This is a genomic window from Streptococcus sanguinis (assembly GCF_050223295.1).
GTDB lineage: Bacteria > Bacillota > Bacilli > Lactobacillales > Streptococcaceae > Streptococcus > Streptococcus sanguinis_X.
Genome location: NZ_CP071424.1, coordinates 545,626 through 561,987 on the forward strand (window position 1 = coordinate 545,626; position 16,362 = coordinate 561,987).

General features: G+C 44.0%; 17 protein-coding genes. All 17 read left to right on the forward strand.

Annotated features, from left to right (window positions below; translation table 11 throughout):
* Nucleotides 1-20 precede the first annotated feature (20 nt).
* The 17 genes from J1C77_RS02850 to secA all read left to right on the forward strand — a co-directional run bounded on the left by J1C77_RS02850 (nucleotide 21) and on the right by secA (nucleotide 16,360).
* A complete protein-coding gene (locus tag J1C77_RS02850; RefSeq protein WP_002902510.1) occupies nucleotides 21-596 on the forward strand; it encodes an ANTAR domain-containing response regulator in 576 nt (191 codons plus the stop codon).
* Nucleotides 596-2,032, forward strand: a complete 1,437-nt coding sequence (locus J1C77_RS02855; RefSeq protein ID WP_002922090.1) for a sensor histidine kinase — start codon at nucleotides 596-598, stop codon at nucleotides 2,030-2,032. The genes J1C77_RS02850 and J1C77_RS02855 overlap by 1 nt, the downstream gene beginning before the upstream one ends.
* A gap of 113 nt (nucleotides 2,033-2,145) precedes the next feature.
* A complete protein-coding gene (gene eutA, locus J1C77_RS02860; protein ID WP_002922089.1) occupies nucleotides 2,146-3,579 on the forward strand; it encodes an ethanolamine ammonia-lyase reactivating factor EutA in 1,434 nt (477 codons plus the stop codon).
* A gap of 31 nt (nucleotides 3,580-3,610) precedes the next feature.
* Nucleotides 3,611-4,981 (forward strand): ethanolamine ammonia-lyase subunit EutB, encoded by a 1,371-nt coding sequence (locus J1C77_RS02865; RefSeq protein WP_002903902.1) that lies wholly within the window; start codon nucleotides 3,611-3,613, stop codon nucleotides 4,979-4,981.
* Nucleotides 4,982-4,997: 16 nt separating this feature from the next.
* On the forward strand, nucleotides 4,998-5,918 hold the full coding sequence (eutC, locus tag J1C77_RS02870) for an ethanolamine ammonia-lyase subunit EutC (protein WP_002919542.1): 921 nt from the start codon (nucleotides 4,998-5,000) through the stop codon (nucleotides 5,916-5,918).
* 15 nt (nucleotides 5,919-5,933) lie between these two features.
* Nucleotides 5,934-6,587 (forward strand): ethanolamine utilization microcompartment protein EutL, encoded by a 654-nt coding sequence (eutL, locus tag J1C77_RS02875; protein ID WP_009659835.1) that lies wholly within the window; start codon nucleotides 5,934-5,936, stop codon nucleotides 6,585-6,587.
* 15 nt (nucleotides 6,588-6,602) lie between these two features.
* Nucleotides 6,603-7,166 (forward strand): BMC domain-containing protein, encoded by a 564-nt coding sequence (locus tag J1C77_RS02880; RefSeq protein WP_002922086.1) that lies wholly within the window; start codon nucleotides 6,603-6,605, stop codon nucleotides 7,164-7,166.
* Between the two features lie 6 nt (nucleotides 7,167-7,172).
* Nucleotides 7,173-8,651 (forward strand): acetaldehyde dehydrogenase (acetylating), encoded by a 1,479-nt coding sequence (locus J1C77_RS02885; RefSeq protein WP_002901059.1) that lies wholly within the window; start codon nucleotides 7,173-7,175, stop codon nucleotides 8,649-8,651.
* 34 nt (nucleotides 8,652-8,685) lie between these two features.
* A complete protein-coding gene (gene pduA, locus J1C77_RS02890; protein WP_002898203.1) occupies nucleotides 8,686-8,967 on the forward strand; it encodes a propanediol utilization microcompartment protein PduA in 282 nt (93 codons plus the stop codon).
* Nucleotides 8,968-9,022: 55 nt separating this feature from the next.
* Nucleotides 9,023-9,298 (forward strand): propanediol utilization microcompartment protein PduA, encoded by a 276-nt coding sequence (gene pduA, locus J1C77_RS02895; RefSeq protein ID WP_002896373.1) that lies wholly within the window; start codon nucleotides 9,023-9,025, stop codon nucleotides 9,296-9,298.
* A gap of 196 nt (nucleotides 9,299-9,494) precedes the next feature.
* Nucleotides 9,495-10,136 carry a hypothetical protein gene (locus J1C77_RS02900; RefSeq protein WP_002901058.1) on the forward strand — a complete coding sequence of 214 codons (642 nt, stop codon included), beginning with the start codon at nucleotides 9,495-9,497 and terminating at the stop codon, nucleotides 10,134-10,136.
* Between the two features lie 23 nt (nucleotides 10,137-10,159).
* Entirely contained in the window at nucleotides 10,160-10,786 is a 627-nt protein-coding gene (gene eutD / locus J1C77_RS02905; protein ID WP_002922083.1) for an ethanolamine utilization phosphate acetyltransferase EutD, read from the forward strand.
* A gap of 31 nt (nucleotides 10,787-10,817) precedes the next feature.
* Nucleotides 10,818-11,465, forward strand: coding sequence for a hypothetical protein (locus tag J1C77_RS02910; RefSeq protein WP_002922081.1), 648 nt, complete (start codon nucleotides 10,818-10,820; stop codon nucleotides 11,463-11,465).
* A gap of 14 nt (nucleotides 11,466-11,479) precedes the next feature.
* Nucleotides 11,480-11,761: a EutN/CcmL family microcompartment protein gene (locus J1C77_RS02915; protein WP_002896356.1), complete on the forward strand. Its 282-nt coding sequence runs from the start codon at nucleotides 11,480-11,482 to the stop codon at nucleotides 11,759-11,761.
* 16 nt (nucleotides 11,762-11,777) lie between these two features.
* Complete coding sequence (locus J1C77_RS02920; protein ID WP_002896353.1) at nucleotides 11,778-12,872, forward strand: ethanolamine utilization protein EutH; 1,095 nt, start codon at nucleotides 11,778-11,780, stop codon at nucleotides 12,870-12,872.
* 17 nt (nucleotides 12,873-12,889) lie between these two features.
* On the forward strand, nucleotides 12,890-13,339 hold the full coding sequence (locus tag J1C77_RS02925) for a cupin domain-containing protein (protein WP_002922079.1): 450 nt from the start codon (nucleotides 12,890-12,892) through the stop codon (nucleotides 13,337-13,339).
* Between the two features lie 501 nt (nucleotides 13,340-13,840).
* Complete coding sequence (gene secA / locus J1C77_RS02930; protein WP_002922076.1) at nucleotides 13,841-16,360, forward strand: preprotein translocase subunit SecA; 2,520 nt, start codon at nucleotides 13,841-13,843, stop codon at nucleotides 16,358-16,360.
* Nucleotides 16,361-16,362 lie beyond the last annotated feature (2 nt).

Sequence of the window (16,362 nt, forward strand, 5' to 3'; positions counted from 1 at the left end):
TCAAACTGTCGAGGGGAAGTATGAAAGGCAGAATACTAATTGTTGATGATGATCCAATTGTAAGATTAGATATCCGAAATATATTAGAGGCAGCTGATTATGAAGTGGTGGCTGAGGCATCCGATGGCTTTGAGGCTATTGATTTGTGTCAGAAATATCGTTGTGACTTGGTCATGATGGACATCAAGCTTCCACTTTTGGATGGCCTGACAGCGGGTAAGAAAATACTCGAAGATGCCTTAGCCTACAGTGTGATTCTACTGTCAGCCTACAGTGATGAACACTATGTTCAAAAAGCTAAAACCAATGGGATTAGTGCTTACTTGGTTAAACCTTTGGATGCCAAGTCCTTGATTCCAATGGTAGAGGTCTGCATTGAGAAGGGCCGCCAGCTACAGCAGATGTCCAATGAAATGGTCAAGCTGTCGAAAAAAATAGACGATCGGATTGTGATTGAAAAGGCCAAAGGCTTGCTGATGGCTCGTGATCATTTGTCAGAGCCTGAAGCTTTCAAGCGCATTCGAACAATTAGTATGCAAAAGAGAGTGCCAATGATTGAGATTGCTAAATTGCTGGTACTCCAAGATGATGTGTAATGATGTATAAAGATAAGATAAAGCAGCTTTGTCAGGAACAGACAAATTTGGATGAGGCTGATATCGAGCATCTTGTCCAACAGGCTGACGAATTATTGAAAAACTCAGCTTATGCCAATGAAGATGTCTTCATTGACGTAAAGAATATCTTTTCAGAACATGCCATTGTCATCTTTCACAAAAAACCGGAAAGCAAGCTCAGCTTGTACGAAAACTCGGTCGTAGGTGCTATGGCCTATCTGGAAAATGAGCCAGGTGTTATCCGGACCTTGGAGACGGGCGCTCCTTCGATAGGGCTTTCGGCCAGATCGCAGGAGGGCTTAGCCATCCATCAGACGGTCTTTCCGATTATGAGAGAAGAGCGCGTCATTGGAACGCTGATTATCGAAAGAAATGCTCCCCAGACTTTACCAGACCACTTTTCTTTAGATAAAGAGGATGACGGTTTTGAGTTGCGGAGCACTCCTGAGATTTCAGCCCAAGAGCAGTTTGTTTTATTTGATCATATTGACGAAGCTTGTTTGGTCTTTGACCGGCAGGGCTATCTCAAGTATTTCAATCAAGCAGCTGCCGATTCTTATCGCCATAAGCTGGGCTATATGGACTCGATTGAGGGAATGCACTACAGCAATCTGGTCTTAGACAGTCTGACTTTTGAAGAAATCCAGCAACTGGGACCGCAAGCCCCTCAAGAAAAACCTCACCAAGTTGAGGTACATTATGGCACTTATTGCTTTTTGGTCAAACGCTATCTGCTGGCTGAGAGTGAAAATGTGGTCATGATCTGTAAGGATATTACAGACATCAAGGAAAAGGAAGCACAGCTCTTAACCCATACAACTACCATTCGTGAAATGAACCATCGGGTAAAGAATAACTTGCAAACCGTTGTTTCCTTGCTGCGACTACAGGCTCAGCAAAGTCCAGGAGCAGACACCAAAAAAGCTCTTAAAGATAGTATGAATCGTGTGCTCTCCATAGCGGCGACTCACGAGCTCCTGTCTTCTCAGCAGGATGACAGCATTCAGATTGAGCATCTGCTGAAGAGAGTTATCGAAAATGTTCAGCGTTGTTTTTCCGGGCATAGGGAAATAACCCTTACCTATAGTCTGGAACCGGAACTCTGTCTCGATAGCAGCCGGGCCACTTCACTGGCGCTAATCGTCAATGAATTACTGCAGAATAGCTATGAACATGCTTTTAAGGACAAAAAAAATCCAGAAAAACCGCAAATCCGTTTGCAGGTTGGACTTAAAAATGATATAATAACTTTAAAAGTACTGGATAATGGTAGCGGTTACAATCAAGAGCACACCTTTGAAAATCATCTAGGCCTGCTCTTGGTGGAACGCTTTGTCCAAGGAAAGTTGTTTGGAACCTTGTCTATCCACTCAGACCATGAGGGAACGGCAACGACCATTCGTTTTAAAAAATAAATACTACCAGACTAACAATGATGTCAGTCGAAAAAAGCAATGACGCTTGAAGAATGTAAATGAACTCTGTTTGTTTGCATTGCTTTGAGCGTCTTTTTTTGGAGGTTTTTAGTATGTCAGATAAAATTTTGAGTGTGGGGCTCGATATCGGGACAGCCACTACACAGCTAATCTTGTCAGAGCTTACCATCGAGAATATTGCTTCTGTATTTACTATTCCTCGTGTCTATATTACAGATAAAAAAGTTCTTTATAAAAGTGAAATTATCTTCACACCAATTTCGGATCAACTTTTGATCGAGGTGGATAAGATCAAAAACTTTGTTCTGAATGAATATGCGAAAGCAGGTATTCAGAAAAAAGATATTCAGATGGGGGCAGTCATCATTACTGGTGAGACGGCTCGCAAGGAAAATGCCAGTCAGGTGCTTCAAGCACTGAGTGGCTATGCTGGTGACTTTGTCGTTGCGACGGCCGGTCCAGACCTTGAGAGCATCATTGCTGGTAAAGGGGCCTGCAGCCATCAGTATTCTCAAGAGCATCATACATCAGTCGTCAATATTGATATTGGTGGGGGGACTTCCAATCTGGCGGTCTTCCGAGAAGGAGATGTGATTGATACAGGGTGTTTTGATATCGGAGGTCGGCTGATAAAGATGGATCCGCAGACCCAGCGGATTAGCTATATTGCTCCAAAACTGCAGACTATCATTGCAGAGCAGGGGCTTCAGCTGGCAGTTGGTGAAACAGTCCATCGGGCTGATTTGGATCGACTGATTCAAGAAATGGTCTCCGTATTAGAACAGTCTGTAGGAATTGACAATCACAGTCCTTACTATGAGCTCCTACAGACCAACCACGGTCTCAAGTTGAACTATGATCTCCACTGCGTATCTTTCTCTGGTGGTGTAGCTGATGGAATATACTTGGAAACGACCTCGGCGGATGATTTCCGCTATGGGGATATTGGTATCCTGCTTGGTAGGGCGCTGAGAAAATCCAAGATTTTTGATCAAAAGAAAGTCATCCAGTCAGCTGAGACCATCCGGGCAACCGTTGTTGGAGCGGGCAGCCATACGACCGATGTCAGCGGCAGTACCATTACCTACATCTCTGATATCCTCCCTATTAAGAACATTCCAGTTCTCAAACTGGCTGCTTCTGATGAGCATGAGGATAAGGAGGGGCTGCAGCAGATTATCAAGGACAAGGTGGCCTGGTTCACACTGGAAAATGAAGTCCAGCAGGTGGCTTTGGCAATCAATGGAGAAAAAAGCCCAAGCTTCGCCCGGGTTTTGGAATACGCAGAGGCTATTGTCAAGGGAATGAGCGAAAGCATTGAAAAGAAAATTCCGTTGCTAGTGGTGGTCAGAGAAGATATGGCCAAGGTTCTAGGCCAATGTCTCTTTGCTCAATTGCCTAAGGATTATCCATTTGTCTGCATTGACTCAGTGGATGTTCAAAATGGCGACTATATCGATATTGGGAATCCAGTCATTGAAGGCTCGGTCTTACCGATTGTCGTGAAAACATTGGTGTTTAATTAAACTTTTATTTACACGAAGGAGGAAGTAATCCATGATTTTGAAAACAAAATTGTTTGGTCGGCTTTACGAATTTAAATCCGTAAAAGAAGTGCTGGCCAAAGCCAATGAGTACAAATCCGGGGATCAGCTGGCCGGAGTAGCAGCAGAATCTGCCGAAGAGCGTGTCGCTGCTAAGGTTGTACTAGCTCAGCTGAAACTGTCTGATTTGTTCAATAATCCGGTAGTGCCTTATGAAGAAGATGAGGTAACACGGATTATCATCGACGATGTCAATCTTCGTACTTACGAAAAGATTAAGAATTGGACAGTAGAAGAGTTACGTGAATGGATCTTGGATAACAAGACTAAGAACGTAGATATTCAGTGGCTGTCTCGTGGGTTGACTTCTGAAATGGTAGCAGCAGTTGCTAAGTTGATGACCAACTTGGACTTGATTGTAGCTGCCAATAAGATTGTCATTACCAAACATGCCAATACAACGATTGGTATGCCGGGAACATTCTCTTCTCGTCTTCAACCAAACCATACCACAGATGATCCAGATGGTATCATGGCTTCTACTATGGAAGGTTTTGCTTATGGATGTGGGGATGCTCTCTTAGGCTTGAACCCAGTAGATGACTCAGTAGAAAGTACCAAACGGGTCTTGCATAAGTTTAACGACTTCATTGAAGAGTACAAGATTCCAACTCAGCACTGTGTGCTGGCTCACGTTACTACTCAGATTGAAGCCATGAATCAAGGTGCTCCGACAGGATTGGTCTTCCAGTCTATCGCTGGATCTGAAAAAGGAAATGAAGCCTTTGGTTTTGATGCTAAAATCATTCAAGAAGCTTGGGATACAGCTCTGAAAGTGGGAACAGCTGCTGGACCGAATGTCATGTACTTTGAAACAGGTCAAGGTTCTGAACTTTCATCTGATGCTCACCATGGAGCAGACCAAGTGACTATGGAAGCTCGTTGTTATGGCTTCGCTAAACGCTTTGATCCATTCTTAGTAAATACCGTTGTTGGATTCATCGGGCCTGAGTATCTCTACGATTCTAAGCAGGTTATCCGTGCTGGTTTGGAAGACCACTTCATGGGCAAACTGACTGGTATCTCAATGGGTTGTGATATCTGCTACACTAACCACATGAAAGCTGACCAAAACGACGCTGAAAATCTCTTGGTTCTTCTCGGAGCAGCCAATGTTAACTACATCATGGCGATTCCTCATGGTGACGATATCATGCTTAACTATCAAACAACTGGTTACCATGAAACAGCAACCATGCGTTCACTTCTCAATAAACGTCCGATTAAGGAATTTGAAGAGTGGATGGAAAAGATGGGCTTGATGGAAGATGGTCACCTGACAGAAATCGGCGGAGACGGCTCCATCTTTATGAAATCAAATTAGCAAGGAGGAAATCATTGTGGATGAATTGCAATTAAAAGAAATGATTCGCTCATTGTTAAATGAGATGGGCGGCGACTCAGCTGTTAAAGAAACAGCAGCGACTGACCAGAACAAAGCTGAAAAACCTGCGGTTTCTCTGCAGGAAGAAGTCAAACAAGACACTTCAGTAATTGAAGATGGCATCATTCCAGATATAACAGAAGTAGATATTCAGGAGCAGTTCTTGGTTCCAAATGCCATCAATGAAGAAGCTTACCGGAAGATTAAGAAATTTACTCCGGCACGTCTGGGCTTATGGCGGGCAGGTGATCGTTACAAGACACAAAGTGTTTTGCGTTTCCGTGCAGACCATGCGGCAGCTCAGGATGCGGTCTTCTCCTATGTCTCAGATGACTTTATCAAGGAAATGGGCTTCATTCCTGTACAGACTAAGGCGACTACTAAAGATGAATATTTGACACGTCCAGATTTTGGCCGGGTCTTCCCAGAAGATCAGCAGGCTATTATCAAGGAAAAATGCAAACCTAATGCCAAAGTTCAGATTGTCGTTGGTGATGGTCTTAGCTCATCAGCTATCGAGGCTAACGTCAAAGACTTCCTGCCAGCTCTGAAGCAAGGTCTGAAAATGTTCGGACTGGACTTTGGTGAAGTACTCTTTATCAAGCATGCTCGGGTCGCAGCTATGGACCAAATCGCAGAACTGACTGGAGCAGAAGTTATCTGTATGCTGGTTGGTGAGCGTCCAGGTCTGGTAACAGCTGAGTCTATGAGTGCTTATCTGGCTTACAAGCCAACAGTTGGTATGCCAGAAGCGAAACGGACTGTTGTTTCCAACATTCATAAAGGCGGAACACCAGCCGTTGAAGCTGGAGCCTATGTAGCAGAAATCATTAAGAAGATTCTTGATAATAAGAAATCAGGAATTGATTTGAAATAATAGGAGGTAGTGGCTTTGAAAAATGATCGATTAGGTGCAAATGTATTAAGTGCCCTTCTGATTTCAAACGTGGATGCAGGTTTGGCAGCTTCTTTGGAGCTTAAACCACATCACAGAAGCCTGGGAATTATCACTTCTGACTGTGATGATGTCACTTATGTAGCCTTGGATGAAGCAACCAAGGCAGCAGATGTCGAAGTGGTCTATGCTCGCAGTATGTATGCTGGTGCAGGAAACGCTTCAACTAAGCTGGCTGGTGAAGTCATCGGTATCTTGGCTGGTCCAAACCCAGAAGAAGTTCGCAGCGGTCTGGATGTAGCAGTCTATGAAATCGAAAATGGGGCTAGCTTCTACAGTGCCAATGATGATGACAGCATTCCTTATTTTGCTCATTGTATCTCTCGTGCAGGCTCTTACCTGTCAGAGGGTGCTAATGCAGAAGAAGGAACAGCAATTGCTTACTTGATTGCTCCACCGGGTGAAGCTATGGTGGCACTGGATGCGGCTTTGAAAGCGGCAGATGTGCAAGTTGGTGCCTTCTATGGACCACCGAGTGAAACCAACTTTGCCGGCGGACTTCTAGTCGGATCACAGTCAGCATGCCGAGCTGCCTGCGACGCATTTGCGAATGCAGTCATCGCAGTAGCAAATGATCCTAAAAGTTATTGATTAGGAGTTGATTAAATGGCAGATAGAGCACTAGGTTTAATTGAAGTAAAAGGTTATCTAGGTGCTGTAGTTGCGGCAGATGCGGCTTTGAAGGCTGCCAATGTATCATTGCTTAATATTGAAACGGTCAAAGCTGGTTTGAATACGGTTCAATTAATAGGCGATGTCAGTGCAGTCCGCTCAGCGGTTGATGCAGCAGTTGAGTTGGTACAGGATAAACCTTACTATCTGGCCAGCCATGTAATTTCTAGGCTGGATAATCAGACAGACCTTCTCTTTGTACCAAAGAGAAACAGTAAAACAACTAAAAAAGAGATTGCTTCTACGGCGGAAACAATCCCTTCAGAAAAAATCGAAGAAAAGCCTCAGCCTGTAAAGGAAACTAAGGCTGAACCAGCAAAGAAGCTTGAAGGAGAGACAAGGACCTACACCAGAGAAGAACTGGAAAAACTAAAAGTCGTCGAACTACGCAGCCTTGCCTATCATCAAGAAGGTATCCGTCTCAGCAAGAAAGAAATCAAATTTGCCAACAAGAAACTTCTCGTTGAGACTTTGATGGAAACAATAGGAGAGGAGTAATTGCGGATGTTTTTAGAAGATAAAGATTTGGTATCGATTCAGGAAGTAAGGAATTTGATTCGGGATGCAAAGAAAGCCCAAGCAGAACTTGCTAAAATGAGCCAAGAACAAATTGATACCATTGTAAAAGTAGTAGCGAAAGCTTGTTATGATGAGCGTGAACGCCTAGCTAAAATGGCGGCTCAGGAAACAGGCTTTGGCCGCTGGGAAGACAAGGTATTGAAAAATGCTCTTGCTTCCAAAGGTATTCTTGAAGAAATCAAGGATATGAAAACGGTTGGGGTTCTCAGCGAAGACAAGGAAAAGAAAGTCTTGGAAGTTGGGGTTCCAGTCGGTGTCATTGCTGGCTTGATTCCATCAACCAACCCGACCTCAACGGTTATGTATAAGGCTTTGATCGCTTTGAAGGCAGGAAACAGTATCGTCTTCTCTCCTCACCCAAATGCTCTTAAGTGTATTGAGGAAACGGTGGAAATCATCAAGAAAGCTGCTAAATCAGCTGGCTGTCCAGATGGAGCCATCAGTGCGATTCATCGGGTATCCATCGCAGCTACAAATGAGTTGATGCGACACAAGGATACAAATCTAATTTTGGCGACTGGCGGAAATGCCATGGTCAAAGCAGCATACTCATCTGGTACACCAGCAATCGGTGTAGGTCCTGGTAACGGTCCAGCCTTCATCGAAAGAACAGCAGATGTGCCAAAAGCAGTTCGTCAGATTTTGGATTCTAAAACTTTTGACAATGGTGTGATTTGTGCATCTGAGCAGTCTATCATCGTTGAAGAAGATATGAAGGAAAAGGTTGTAGCAGAGTTCAAGAAACAAGGTGCTTACTTTGTTCCAGCAGAAGATGCTAAGAAACTAGGCTCCTTCATTATCCAGCCGAGTGGCGCAATGAATCCGAAGATGGTTGGTAAAACACCGCAAGTGATTGCTGAGTTAGCTGGTATTTCAGTTCCAGCTGATGCTCGGGTCTTGATTGCAGAAGAAACAGGCGTCGGTAAGCAGTATCCATATTCTATGGAAAAACTGGCTCCAGTCTTAGGTTTCTACACTGTCAAGGACTGGTTGGAAGCTTGTGAGCTGAGTATTAAGATCTTGCATCATGAAGGTGCAGGCCACACTCTTGCTATCCACAGTCAAAACGAAGAAATTATTCGTGAATTTGCACTGAAAAAACCAGTATCTCGTCTGCTGATTAATACGCCAGCAGCTCTAGGTGGTGTCGGTGCAACGACTGGTCTTTTCCCAGCCTTTACTTTGGGTTGTGGAGCTGTGGGTGGCAGCGCGACATCTGATAATGTCAGCCCGCTCAATCTCTTCAATATCCGTCGTGTAGCGTACGGTACATCAGAACTGTCAGACCTGCGACAAGCAGAAAATATGGCAGTGGAAGAACCAAAAGCAGTAGCAGTTGACGGATCAAACGAAGAAGAACTGGTAACCTTGTTGGTTCAACGCGTATTGGAAAAACTAAAATAGTCAATATTAAACATTATAATTGGAGGATACAATCATGGCAAACGCAAATGCATTAGGAATGGTAGAAACAAGAGGACTTGTCGGCGCAATCGAAGCAGCTGATGCAATGGTCAAAGCCGCTAACGTAACTTTAGTTGGTAAAGAACAAGTCGGCGCTGGATTGGTAACAGTCTTGGTTCGTGGTGATGTCGGTGCAGTCAAAGCAGCGACAGATGCTGGAGCAGCTGCAGCTGAAAACGTTGGTGAATTGATTTCAGTTCACGTAATTCCACGTCCACATGCTGAAGTAGAAGTAATCTTGCCTCATCAAGAATAGGATTACAGACTTTCATATAAAATTAAAAACAAGAAAATAATCGGAGGAAATAAACATGGCAAACGCAAATGCATTAGGAATGGTAGAAACAAAAGGACTTGTCGGCGCAATCGAAGCAGCTGATGCAATGGTCAAAGCGGCTAACGTAACTTTGATTGGTAAAGAACAAGTTGGTGCTGGTTTGGTAACTGTAATGGTTCGTGGTGATGTCGGCGCAGTCAAAGCAGCGACAGATGCTGGAGCAGCTGCAGCTGAAAATGTTGGTGAATTGATTTCAGTTCACGTAATTCCACGTCCACATGCTGAAGTGGAAGTCATTCTGCCCAAATAATCTGGGACAGATAAATATTTGCTGAAAGGGCCTGTATTGTAGTGTTCAGGCTTGATACAGGCCTCTGATGCAAATAGAATACTCAGTGAAAATGAAGCTTATGGGCAGCAGCTCGATACTAGACAGAAATGTTGATTTTCGGAGAGTATCAGATTGATTTTCACAGAGTATCAACGGAGTAGAAGGATGTGAATACATGTCAGTTTTTACAGAAGCTAAGATCAGAAAGCTTTATAGAGAATCCGTTCTCGCTGATAACGGTGTCTTTGAATTAAACAAAGATGAAAAACTGACGCCAGCAGCCAGAGGTTTTCTCAATGATCACCATATTCGAATTATCTGTTCAGGTCAGACCAAAGGGAAAACAGCCTCAGCTGCTGATGCTATCAGGGTGCCGATTACAAACCTTGAGGACTCTGCTGTGTATCCACGACTATTTAGACTGACTAAACTTTATACTTGCTTTTTGAAGAACCAGAGAGAATTGCATCAGGCTTTTCAGGATGAAAAGTGTGAGCAAGTTGGCCAACTATTGAACATAGTAGAACAAATCGTCGGCCATCATATTCTGGATGATATTTCTGATTACCAGACAGACCTGCCTAGCAATGCAGAATTGCAGGCCATTCGGGTCAGTCGACAGCTCGATCAAGAAACGGTTATGATGAGTTATCAGGAGCCGACTTGGCAGCTGAATTGCTATGAAACATATATCGAAACGACCCTCCTGCGCAAAGAATTGGAGCAGGCTGCTGATGGTGACAGAGATCAATTTGCTTGTAAGGTTTCTCAATTATTAAAATCAATTGAAGTCTTGCTCTGGTTGATAGCAAGCTAATAACAAGAGAAAGAAGAACAGCAATGACTTTAGAAAATTTGGTAAATAAAGTAATTGATAAAGTTCAGGAAGAATTGCAGGGGTCATTTGAGGTAGAAGCGAGCGGACGTCATGTCCATTTGAGTCAGGAAGATTTGGAAGCCTTGTTTGGTCCCAACTATCAATTAACAAAAGCAAAAGACCTATCACAGCCAGGCCAGTTCGCTAGTCAAGAAAGACTGACAGTTGTCGGTACAAAAGGCGCTTTTCACAATGTGGTTATTCTGGGACCTGTTCGCAAACATTCTCAGGTAGAAGTTTCCCTGACAGACTGTTTGCAGCTGGGTACCAAGGCACCCATTCGCGAAAGTGGCGATATTGAAGGAACACCGGGTGTTATCTTGGCTCATGGAGACAAGGCAGTTTGTCTGGATAAAGGCCTGATTGTAGCTAAGCGTCATGTTCATATGACACCGGAAGATGCCGAACGTCTGAATGTAAAAAATCACGAGATTGTACAAGTCAGAGTAGAAGGAGCTCGTCCGCTGATTTTTGACGATGTGGTTATCCGTGTTAGTCCCAAGTTTGCGACCTATATGCATATTGACTACGATGAAGCCAATGCTTGTGGTTTCAAAAAAGGAACACGCGGACGGATTATTAAAAAATAAGTCGTATGAGCAAATAAAAGGTAGGTAAAGAATGGAAAATCTAGATCATTTAGTAGATTTGATTACAGACCGCCTGATGGAAAAGTTGAAGAAAAAGCCTCAGAAACCCTCAGTATACGTCATTGGAGGCGATAAGATTCCTGACTTATTAGAAGGGGAAGGCTTTCAAGTCGTAAAAGATTCTTGCACAGCAGAGATTGTTGTTGTTGAGTCGCTTGGTTTTGATGCTTTTCTAAGACTCTCATCCCTTTGCCCTTTAGCGGTGGAGGAAGCAGTCATTTTAAAGAGTCTTTTGAAAGGCAAAAAAGTCCTCGTATCAGACAGCGTCTTTGCTATTCAACAGTACAAGCAATCTTCTAAAGTGTACTTGTATCAGGAACTGCAGGGACAGCGAGAAAAGCTGATTCGCTACGGTCTGCAATTTTATAAAGAAGGCCAACTCTTAGCACTCCTAGAAAGCGATCAGGCTGAAGAGCCTCGCCCGGAAGTGAAACGGGCGGTGGCAGAAGAAGTCAGCCAGAAGACTAAGGCTCCGAGCAAGCCGGTTTTGCTGACAGAGAAGAGGCTGAGAGAAATGGGCTTACCTGAAAATGGAAGCTTTAAAATAGAAAAAGGAATGATTGTGACAGCCTTGGCGAGAGATTATCTAAAACGTCAAAAAATAGAAATCATAGAATAAAGGAGTGGGTAGAGATGTTTGTTGGTAAAGTAAAAGGAAGTCTTTGGGCGACTAGAAAAGACGAAAATTTAAATGGTTTGAAATTTTTAGTGGTCGAACGGCAGCTAAATGAACATCAAAGTGACCCAGCTCTGCTTATTGTGGCCGACTGCATCGGTGCAGGCGAAGGAGACCAAGTAATGGTAACCACTGGCAGTTCTGCCCGGATGAGCCTAAATAAGACGAATATCCCTGTGGATATGGTCGTTGTGGCTATCATTGACAAGGTTGACTATCACAGTGATGAAGAATATTAGAAACTAAGGTAATGTTATGAGTATCAATGAAATTATCATTTATATCATGGTTCTATTCATGCTGATCGGTGCAGTGGATAAATGTATCGGTGGCAAACTAGGACTAAGTGAAAAATTTGAAGAAGGAATCATGGCTATGGGAGCTTTGGCTCTGTCTATGGCTGGGATTATGGTAATCGCTCCCCTCTTGGCGGATGTCTTGAAACCAATTGTCGTGCCTTTGTATGGCTTGGTGGGCGCTGACCCGTCTATCTTTGCGACAACCTTCATTGCCAATGATATGGGAGGAGCTCCTCTGGCTCTCAGTCTGGCTCAGGATCCAGCAGTAGGAAATTTCGCTGCCTTTGTACTGGGCTCTATGATGGGGCCAACCATCGTCTTTACGATTCCAGTTGCCTTGGGTATTATTGAAAAAGATGACCGTCCGCTTTTGGCTCGCGGAATCCTATATGGTTTGGTAACTGTTCCGATTGGCTGTCTCCTCGGAGGAATTTTCGTGCCAGGTCTGCCTTTTGGAACCTTGGTTGTCAATCTTATCCCGATTATCATTGTATCTGCTCTGATTTTCATAGGATTGCTTTTGGCACCTAATGCTATGATTAAAGGTTTTGAAGTGTTTGGTCAGATTATTGTTATCTTGGCAACGCTTGGTTTGGCCTTTGGTGCAGCGCAGCTTCTGACTGGAAATGAATGGCTCATCAGCCTCTATCCAAAAGGTGCTGAGACACTGAAGGAAGCCTTTGAAGTTGTCGGAACGATTGCCGTAACCTTGGCTGGAGCCTTTGGTCTGGTAGCTGTCTTTACCAAGGTAGCCAACAAACCGCTTTCTGCTATCGGAAAATCCCTAGGAATGAACGAAGTTGGTGCAGCTGGTTTGGTAGCTTCTCTGGCTAATAACATTGCCATGTTCCAGATGATGAAGGATATGGACAAACGCGGTAAGATTATCAACGTAGCCTTTGCCGTATCTGCTTCCTTCGTTATCGGAGATCACCTAGGCTTCACAGCTGGTCAAAAACCGGAAATGATTGTGCCGATGATGATTGGTAAATTTGTCGGCGGTATCACAGCGGTATTACTGGCTTTCTTCCTAACGAAGAAGGAAGCTTAGACTTGGAGGTATGAAGTATGGCAGATATTAATCGTTCTGACCTAGAAACATTGGTTCGTAAGATTTTATTGGAAGAATTAGCCACTAAAGATGGTGGGAAGAAGGTCAGCAAGGCAGGAGTGGCTTCTATCGCCCTGCCTGGTCTGGATGTTCGTCCAGAAGATCGCTTGGATACAGGTGATTCCAGCCATCAAGTTTATACACGAGACTTGCTGACCTTAGACGAAAGCCCAAGATTGGGCTTGGGTCTGATGACCATGGAAAAGACAACTTTCCCTTGGCATCTGGACTATGATGAAGTGGACTATGTTATTGAAGGGCGTCTTGATATTATCGTTGGTGACGAAGTCATGACAGCTGGCCCTGGCGAAGTACTCTTTATCCCTAAAGACAGCGACATTCAGTTCTCTGTCAGAGATAAGGCCCGCTTTATCTATGTGACTTATCCGGCTGACTGGCAAGGCTAGTTTGTTGGAGGATTAAACTATTGGATTCAATAGTTTGATTCCCCGCTAAGGGGAAGTGAAATACGGATGGTATCCCCATATAAAAACCAGTGCCTCTGTACTGCACTACAAAAGTTAGACACAAAAATCTAACTTTTTAGAGTCAGTACACTTTAGGTGCTGGTTTTCGTTTATATAACTATCAGCCCGTCTAGTTCCATAAGACTCTAGCCAATAAATCACGCCATGCAGGCGCAAATTGAAGATTCTCTTAAAAAATCCAAATGCGATACAATTAAGGTGTTGAAGTTTGCTCAAAACTGAGAGGGGAAAATATAGATTGAAAAGCACATAGTTTATCATGCACAAATTATCCTCGAATATCCTGCCATCTCCCAGTTCTGTAAGCACAGTCTGATGGAGCTTTTTTGCTTTTTTCATTCTTGAAAGATATAGGAAAACATGCTATAATGAAAAGAACATTCTAAAAATCAGAAAGATTATTATATAGTAAGGAAAAAAATGGCGAATATTTTAAAGACTATCATTGAAAATGATAAAGGTGAATTAAGAAAATTAGAAAAAATGGCTGACAAAGTCTTGGCCTATGAAGACGAAATGGCGGCTTTGTCTGATGAAGAACTTCAGGCAAAAACAGAAGAATTCAAGAAACGCTATGCTGATGGTGAAACTTTAGATCAGCTCTTATTTGAAGCTTTTGCGGTTGTCCGTGAAGGAGCTAAGCGAGTGTTGGGTCTTTTCCCTTATAAGGTTCAGGTTATGGGAGGGATTGTTCTCCATCATGGTGACGTTCCAGAGATGCGTACCGGTGAAGGAAAAACCTTGACAGCGACAATGCCAGTTTACCTAAATGCCCTTGCAGGAAAAGGTGTGCACGTTGTCACAGTCAACGAATATCTGACTGAGCGTGACGCGACTGAAATGGGTGAACTCTATTCTTGGCTGGGCCTTTCTGTCGGTATCAATCTGGCCGCTAAGTCTCCATCTGAGAAGAAAGAAGCATACGCTTGTGATATTACCTATTCAACCAATGCTGAGATCGGCTTTGACTACCTGCGTGATAACATGGTAGTCCGCGCTGAAAACATGGTACAGCGCCCACTCAACTATGCCTTGGTCGATGAGGTGGACTCAATCCTGATTGATGAAGCCCGGACACCATTGATTGTTTCCGGACCGGTTTCTTCAGATACCAACCAGCTTTATCATATGGCTGACCACTATGTCAAATCTCTGGATAAGGACGACTACATCATCGATGTTCAGTCTAAGACGATTGGTCTGTCTGATTCAGGGATTGACAAGGCGGAAAGTTACTTCAAGCTGGACAATCTCTACGATATTGAAAATGTTGCCCTGACTCACTTTATCGACAATGCTCTGCGAGCTAACTACATCATGCTCCTTGATATTGACTATGTGGTCAGTGAAGATCAGGAAATTCTGATTGTCGATCAGTTTACCGGTCGTACAATGGAAGGCCGTCGTTACTCCGACGGTCTCCACCAAGCGATTGAAGCCAAAGAAGGTGTACCGATTCAGGAAGAAACAAAGACCTCTGCTTCTATCACTTATCAGAACCTCTTCCGTATGTATAAGAAGCTGTCCGGTATGACAGGTACAGCCAAGACAGAGGAAGAAGAGTTCCGCGAAACATACAACATTCGTGTTATCCCGATTCCAACCAACCGTCCGGTAGCACGTATTGACCATTCTGACCTGCTCTACCCAAGTATTGATTCTAAGTTTAAGGCAGTTGTTCAGGATGTTAAAGAGCGTCATGAAAAAGGCCAGCCTGTTCTGGTCGGTACCGTTGCGGTTGAAACCAGTGATTATATTTCTAAGAAATTGGTAGAAGCTGGGGTTCCTCACGAAGTTCTTAATGCGAAAAACCACTATAAAGAAGCACAAATTATCATGAACGCCGGCCAACGTGGTGCAGTTACCATTGCAACCAATATGGCCGGACGGGGAACCGACATCAAGTTGGGTGAAGGTGTTCGCGAACTGGGCGGTCTCTGTGTTATTGGTACAGAGCGCCATGAAAGCCGCCGGATTGACAATCAGCTACGCGGACGTTCAGGCCGTCAGGGTGATCCAGGTGAGTCACAATTCTACCTGTCACTGGAAGATGAGCTGATGCGCCGCTTTGGATCAGAGCGCATTAAAGCCCTCTTGGAACGAATGAACCTTAGTGACGAAGATTCTGTTATCAAGTCTGGCATGCTGACCCGTCAGGTAGAGGCAGCTCAGAAGCGTGTCGAAGGAAATAACTACGATACGCGGAAACAAGTCTTGCAGTATGATGACGTGATGCGTGAGCAGCGGGAAATTATCTATGCTGAGCGCCACGATGTCATTACTGCTGACCGTGACCTCAGTCCTGAAATCCATGCTATGATTAAACGGACTATCAATCGCATCGTTGATGGCAGCAGCCACTCTGATCAGGATGATAAGATTGAAGCAATTTTAAACTTTGCTAAGTATAACTTGGTTTCAGAAGATTCCATTTCTGACAGTGATTTGGAAGGCAAGTCTGATCAAGAAATCAAAGATTATCTGTTTGAACGTGCATTGGAAGTCTATGACAGTCAGATTGCTAAGCTGCGAGATGAAGAAGCTGTGCGTGAATTCCAGAAGGTCTTGATTCTGCGCGTGGTGGACAGCAAGTGGACTGACCATATCGACGCCCTTGACCAGCTGCGCAATGCTGTTGGACTGCGCGGTTATGCACAAAATAACCCAGTTGTCGAATATCAAGCAGAAAGCTTCCGTATGTTCAACGACATGATTGGCTCTATTGAGTTTGATGTGACTCGTCTGATGATGAAAGCGCAGATTCATGAGCAAGAGCGTCCACGGACAGAGCGGGCTATCAGTACAACAGCTACCCGCAATATCTCTGCTAAGGCGCCAAATATGCCTGAGAATACAGACTTGTCTAACGTAAAGAGAAATGACCCTTGTCCATGTGGTTCTGGCAAGAAGTTCAAGAACTGCCACGGCCGCAAAAAGTAAAA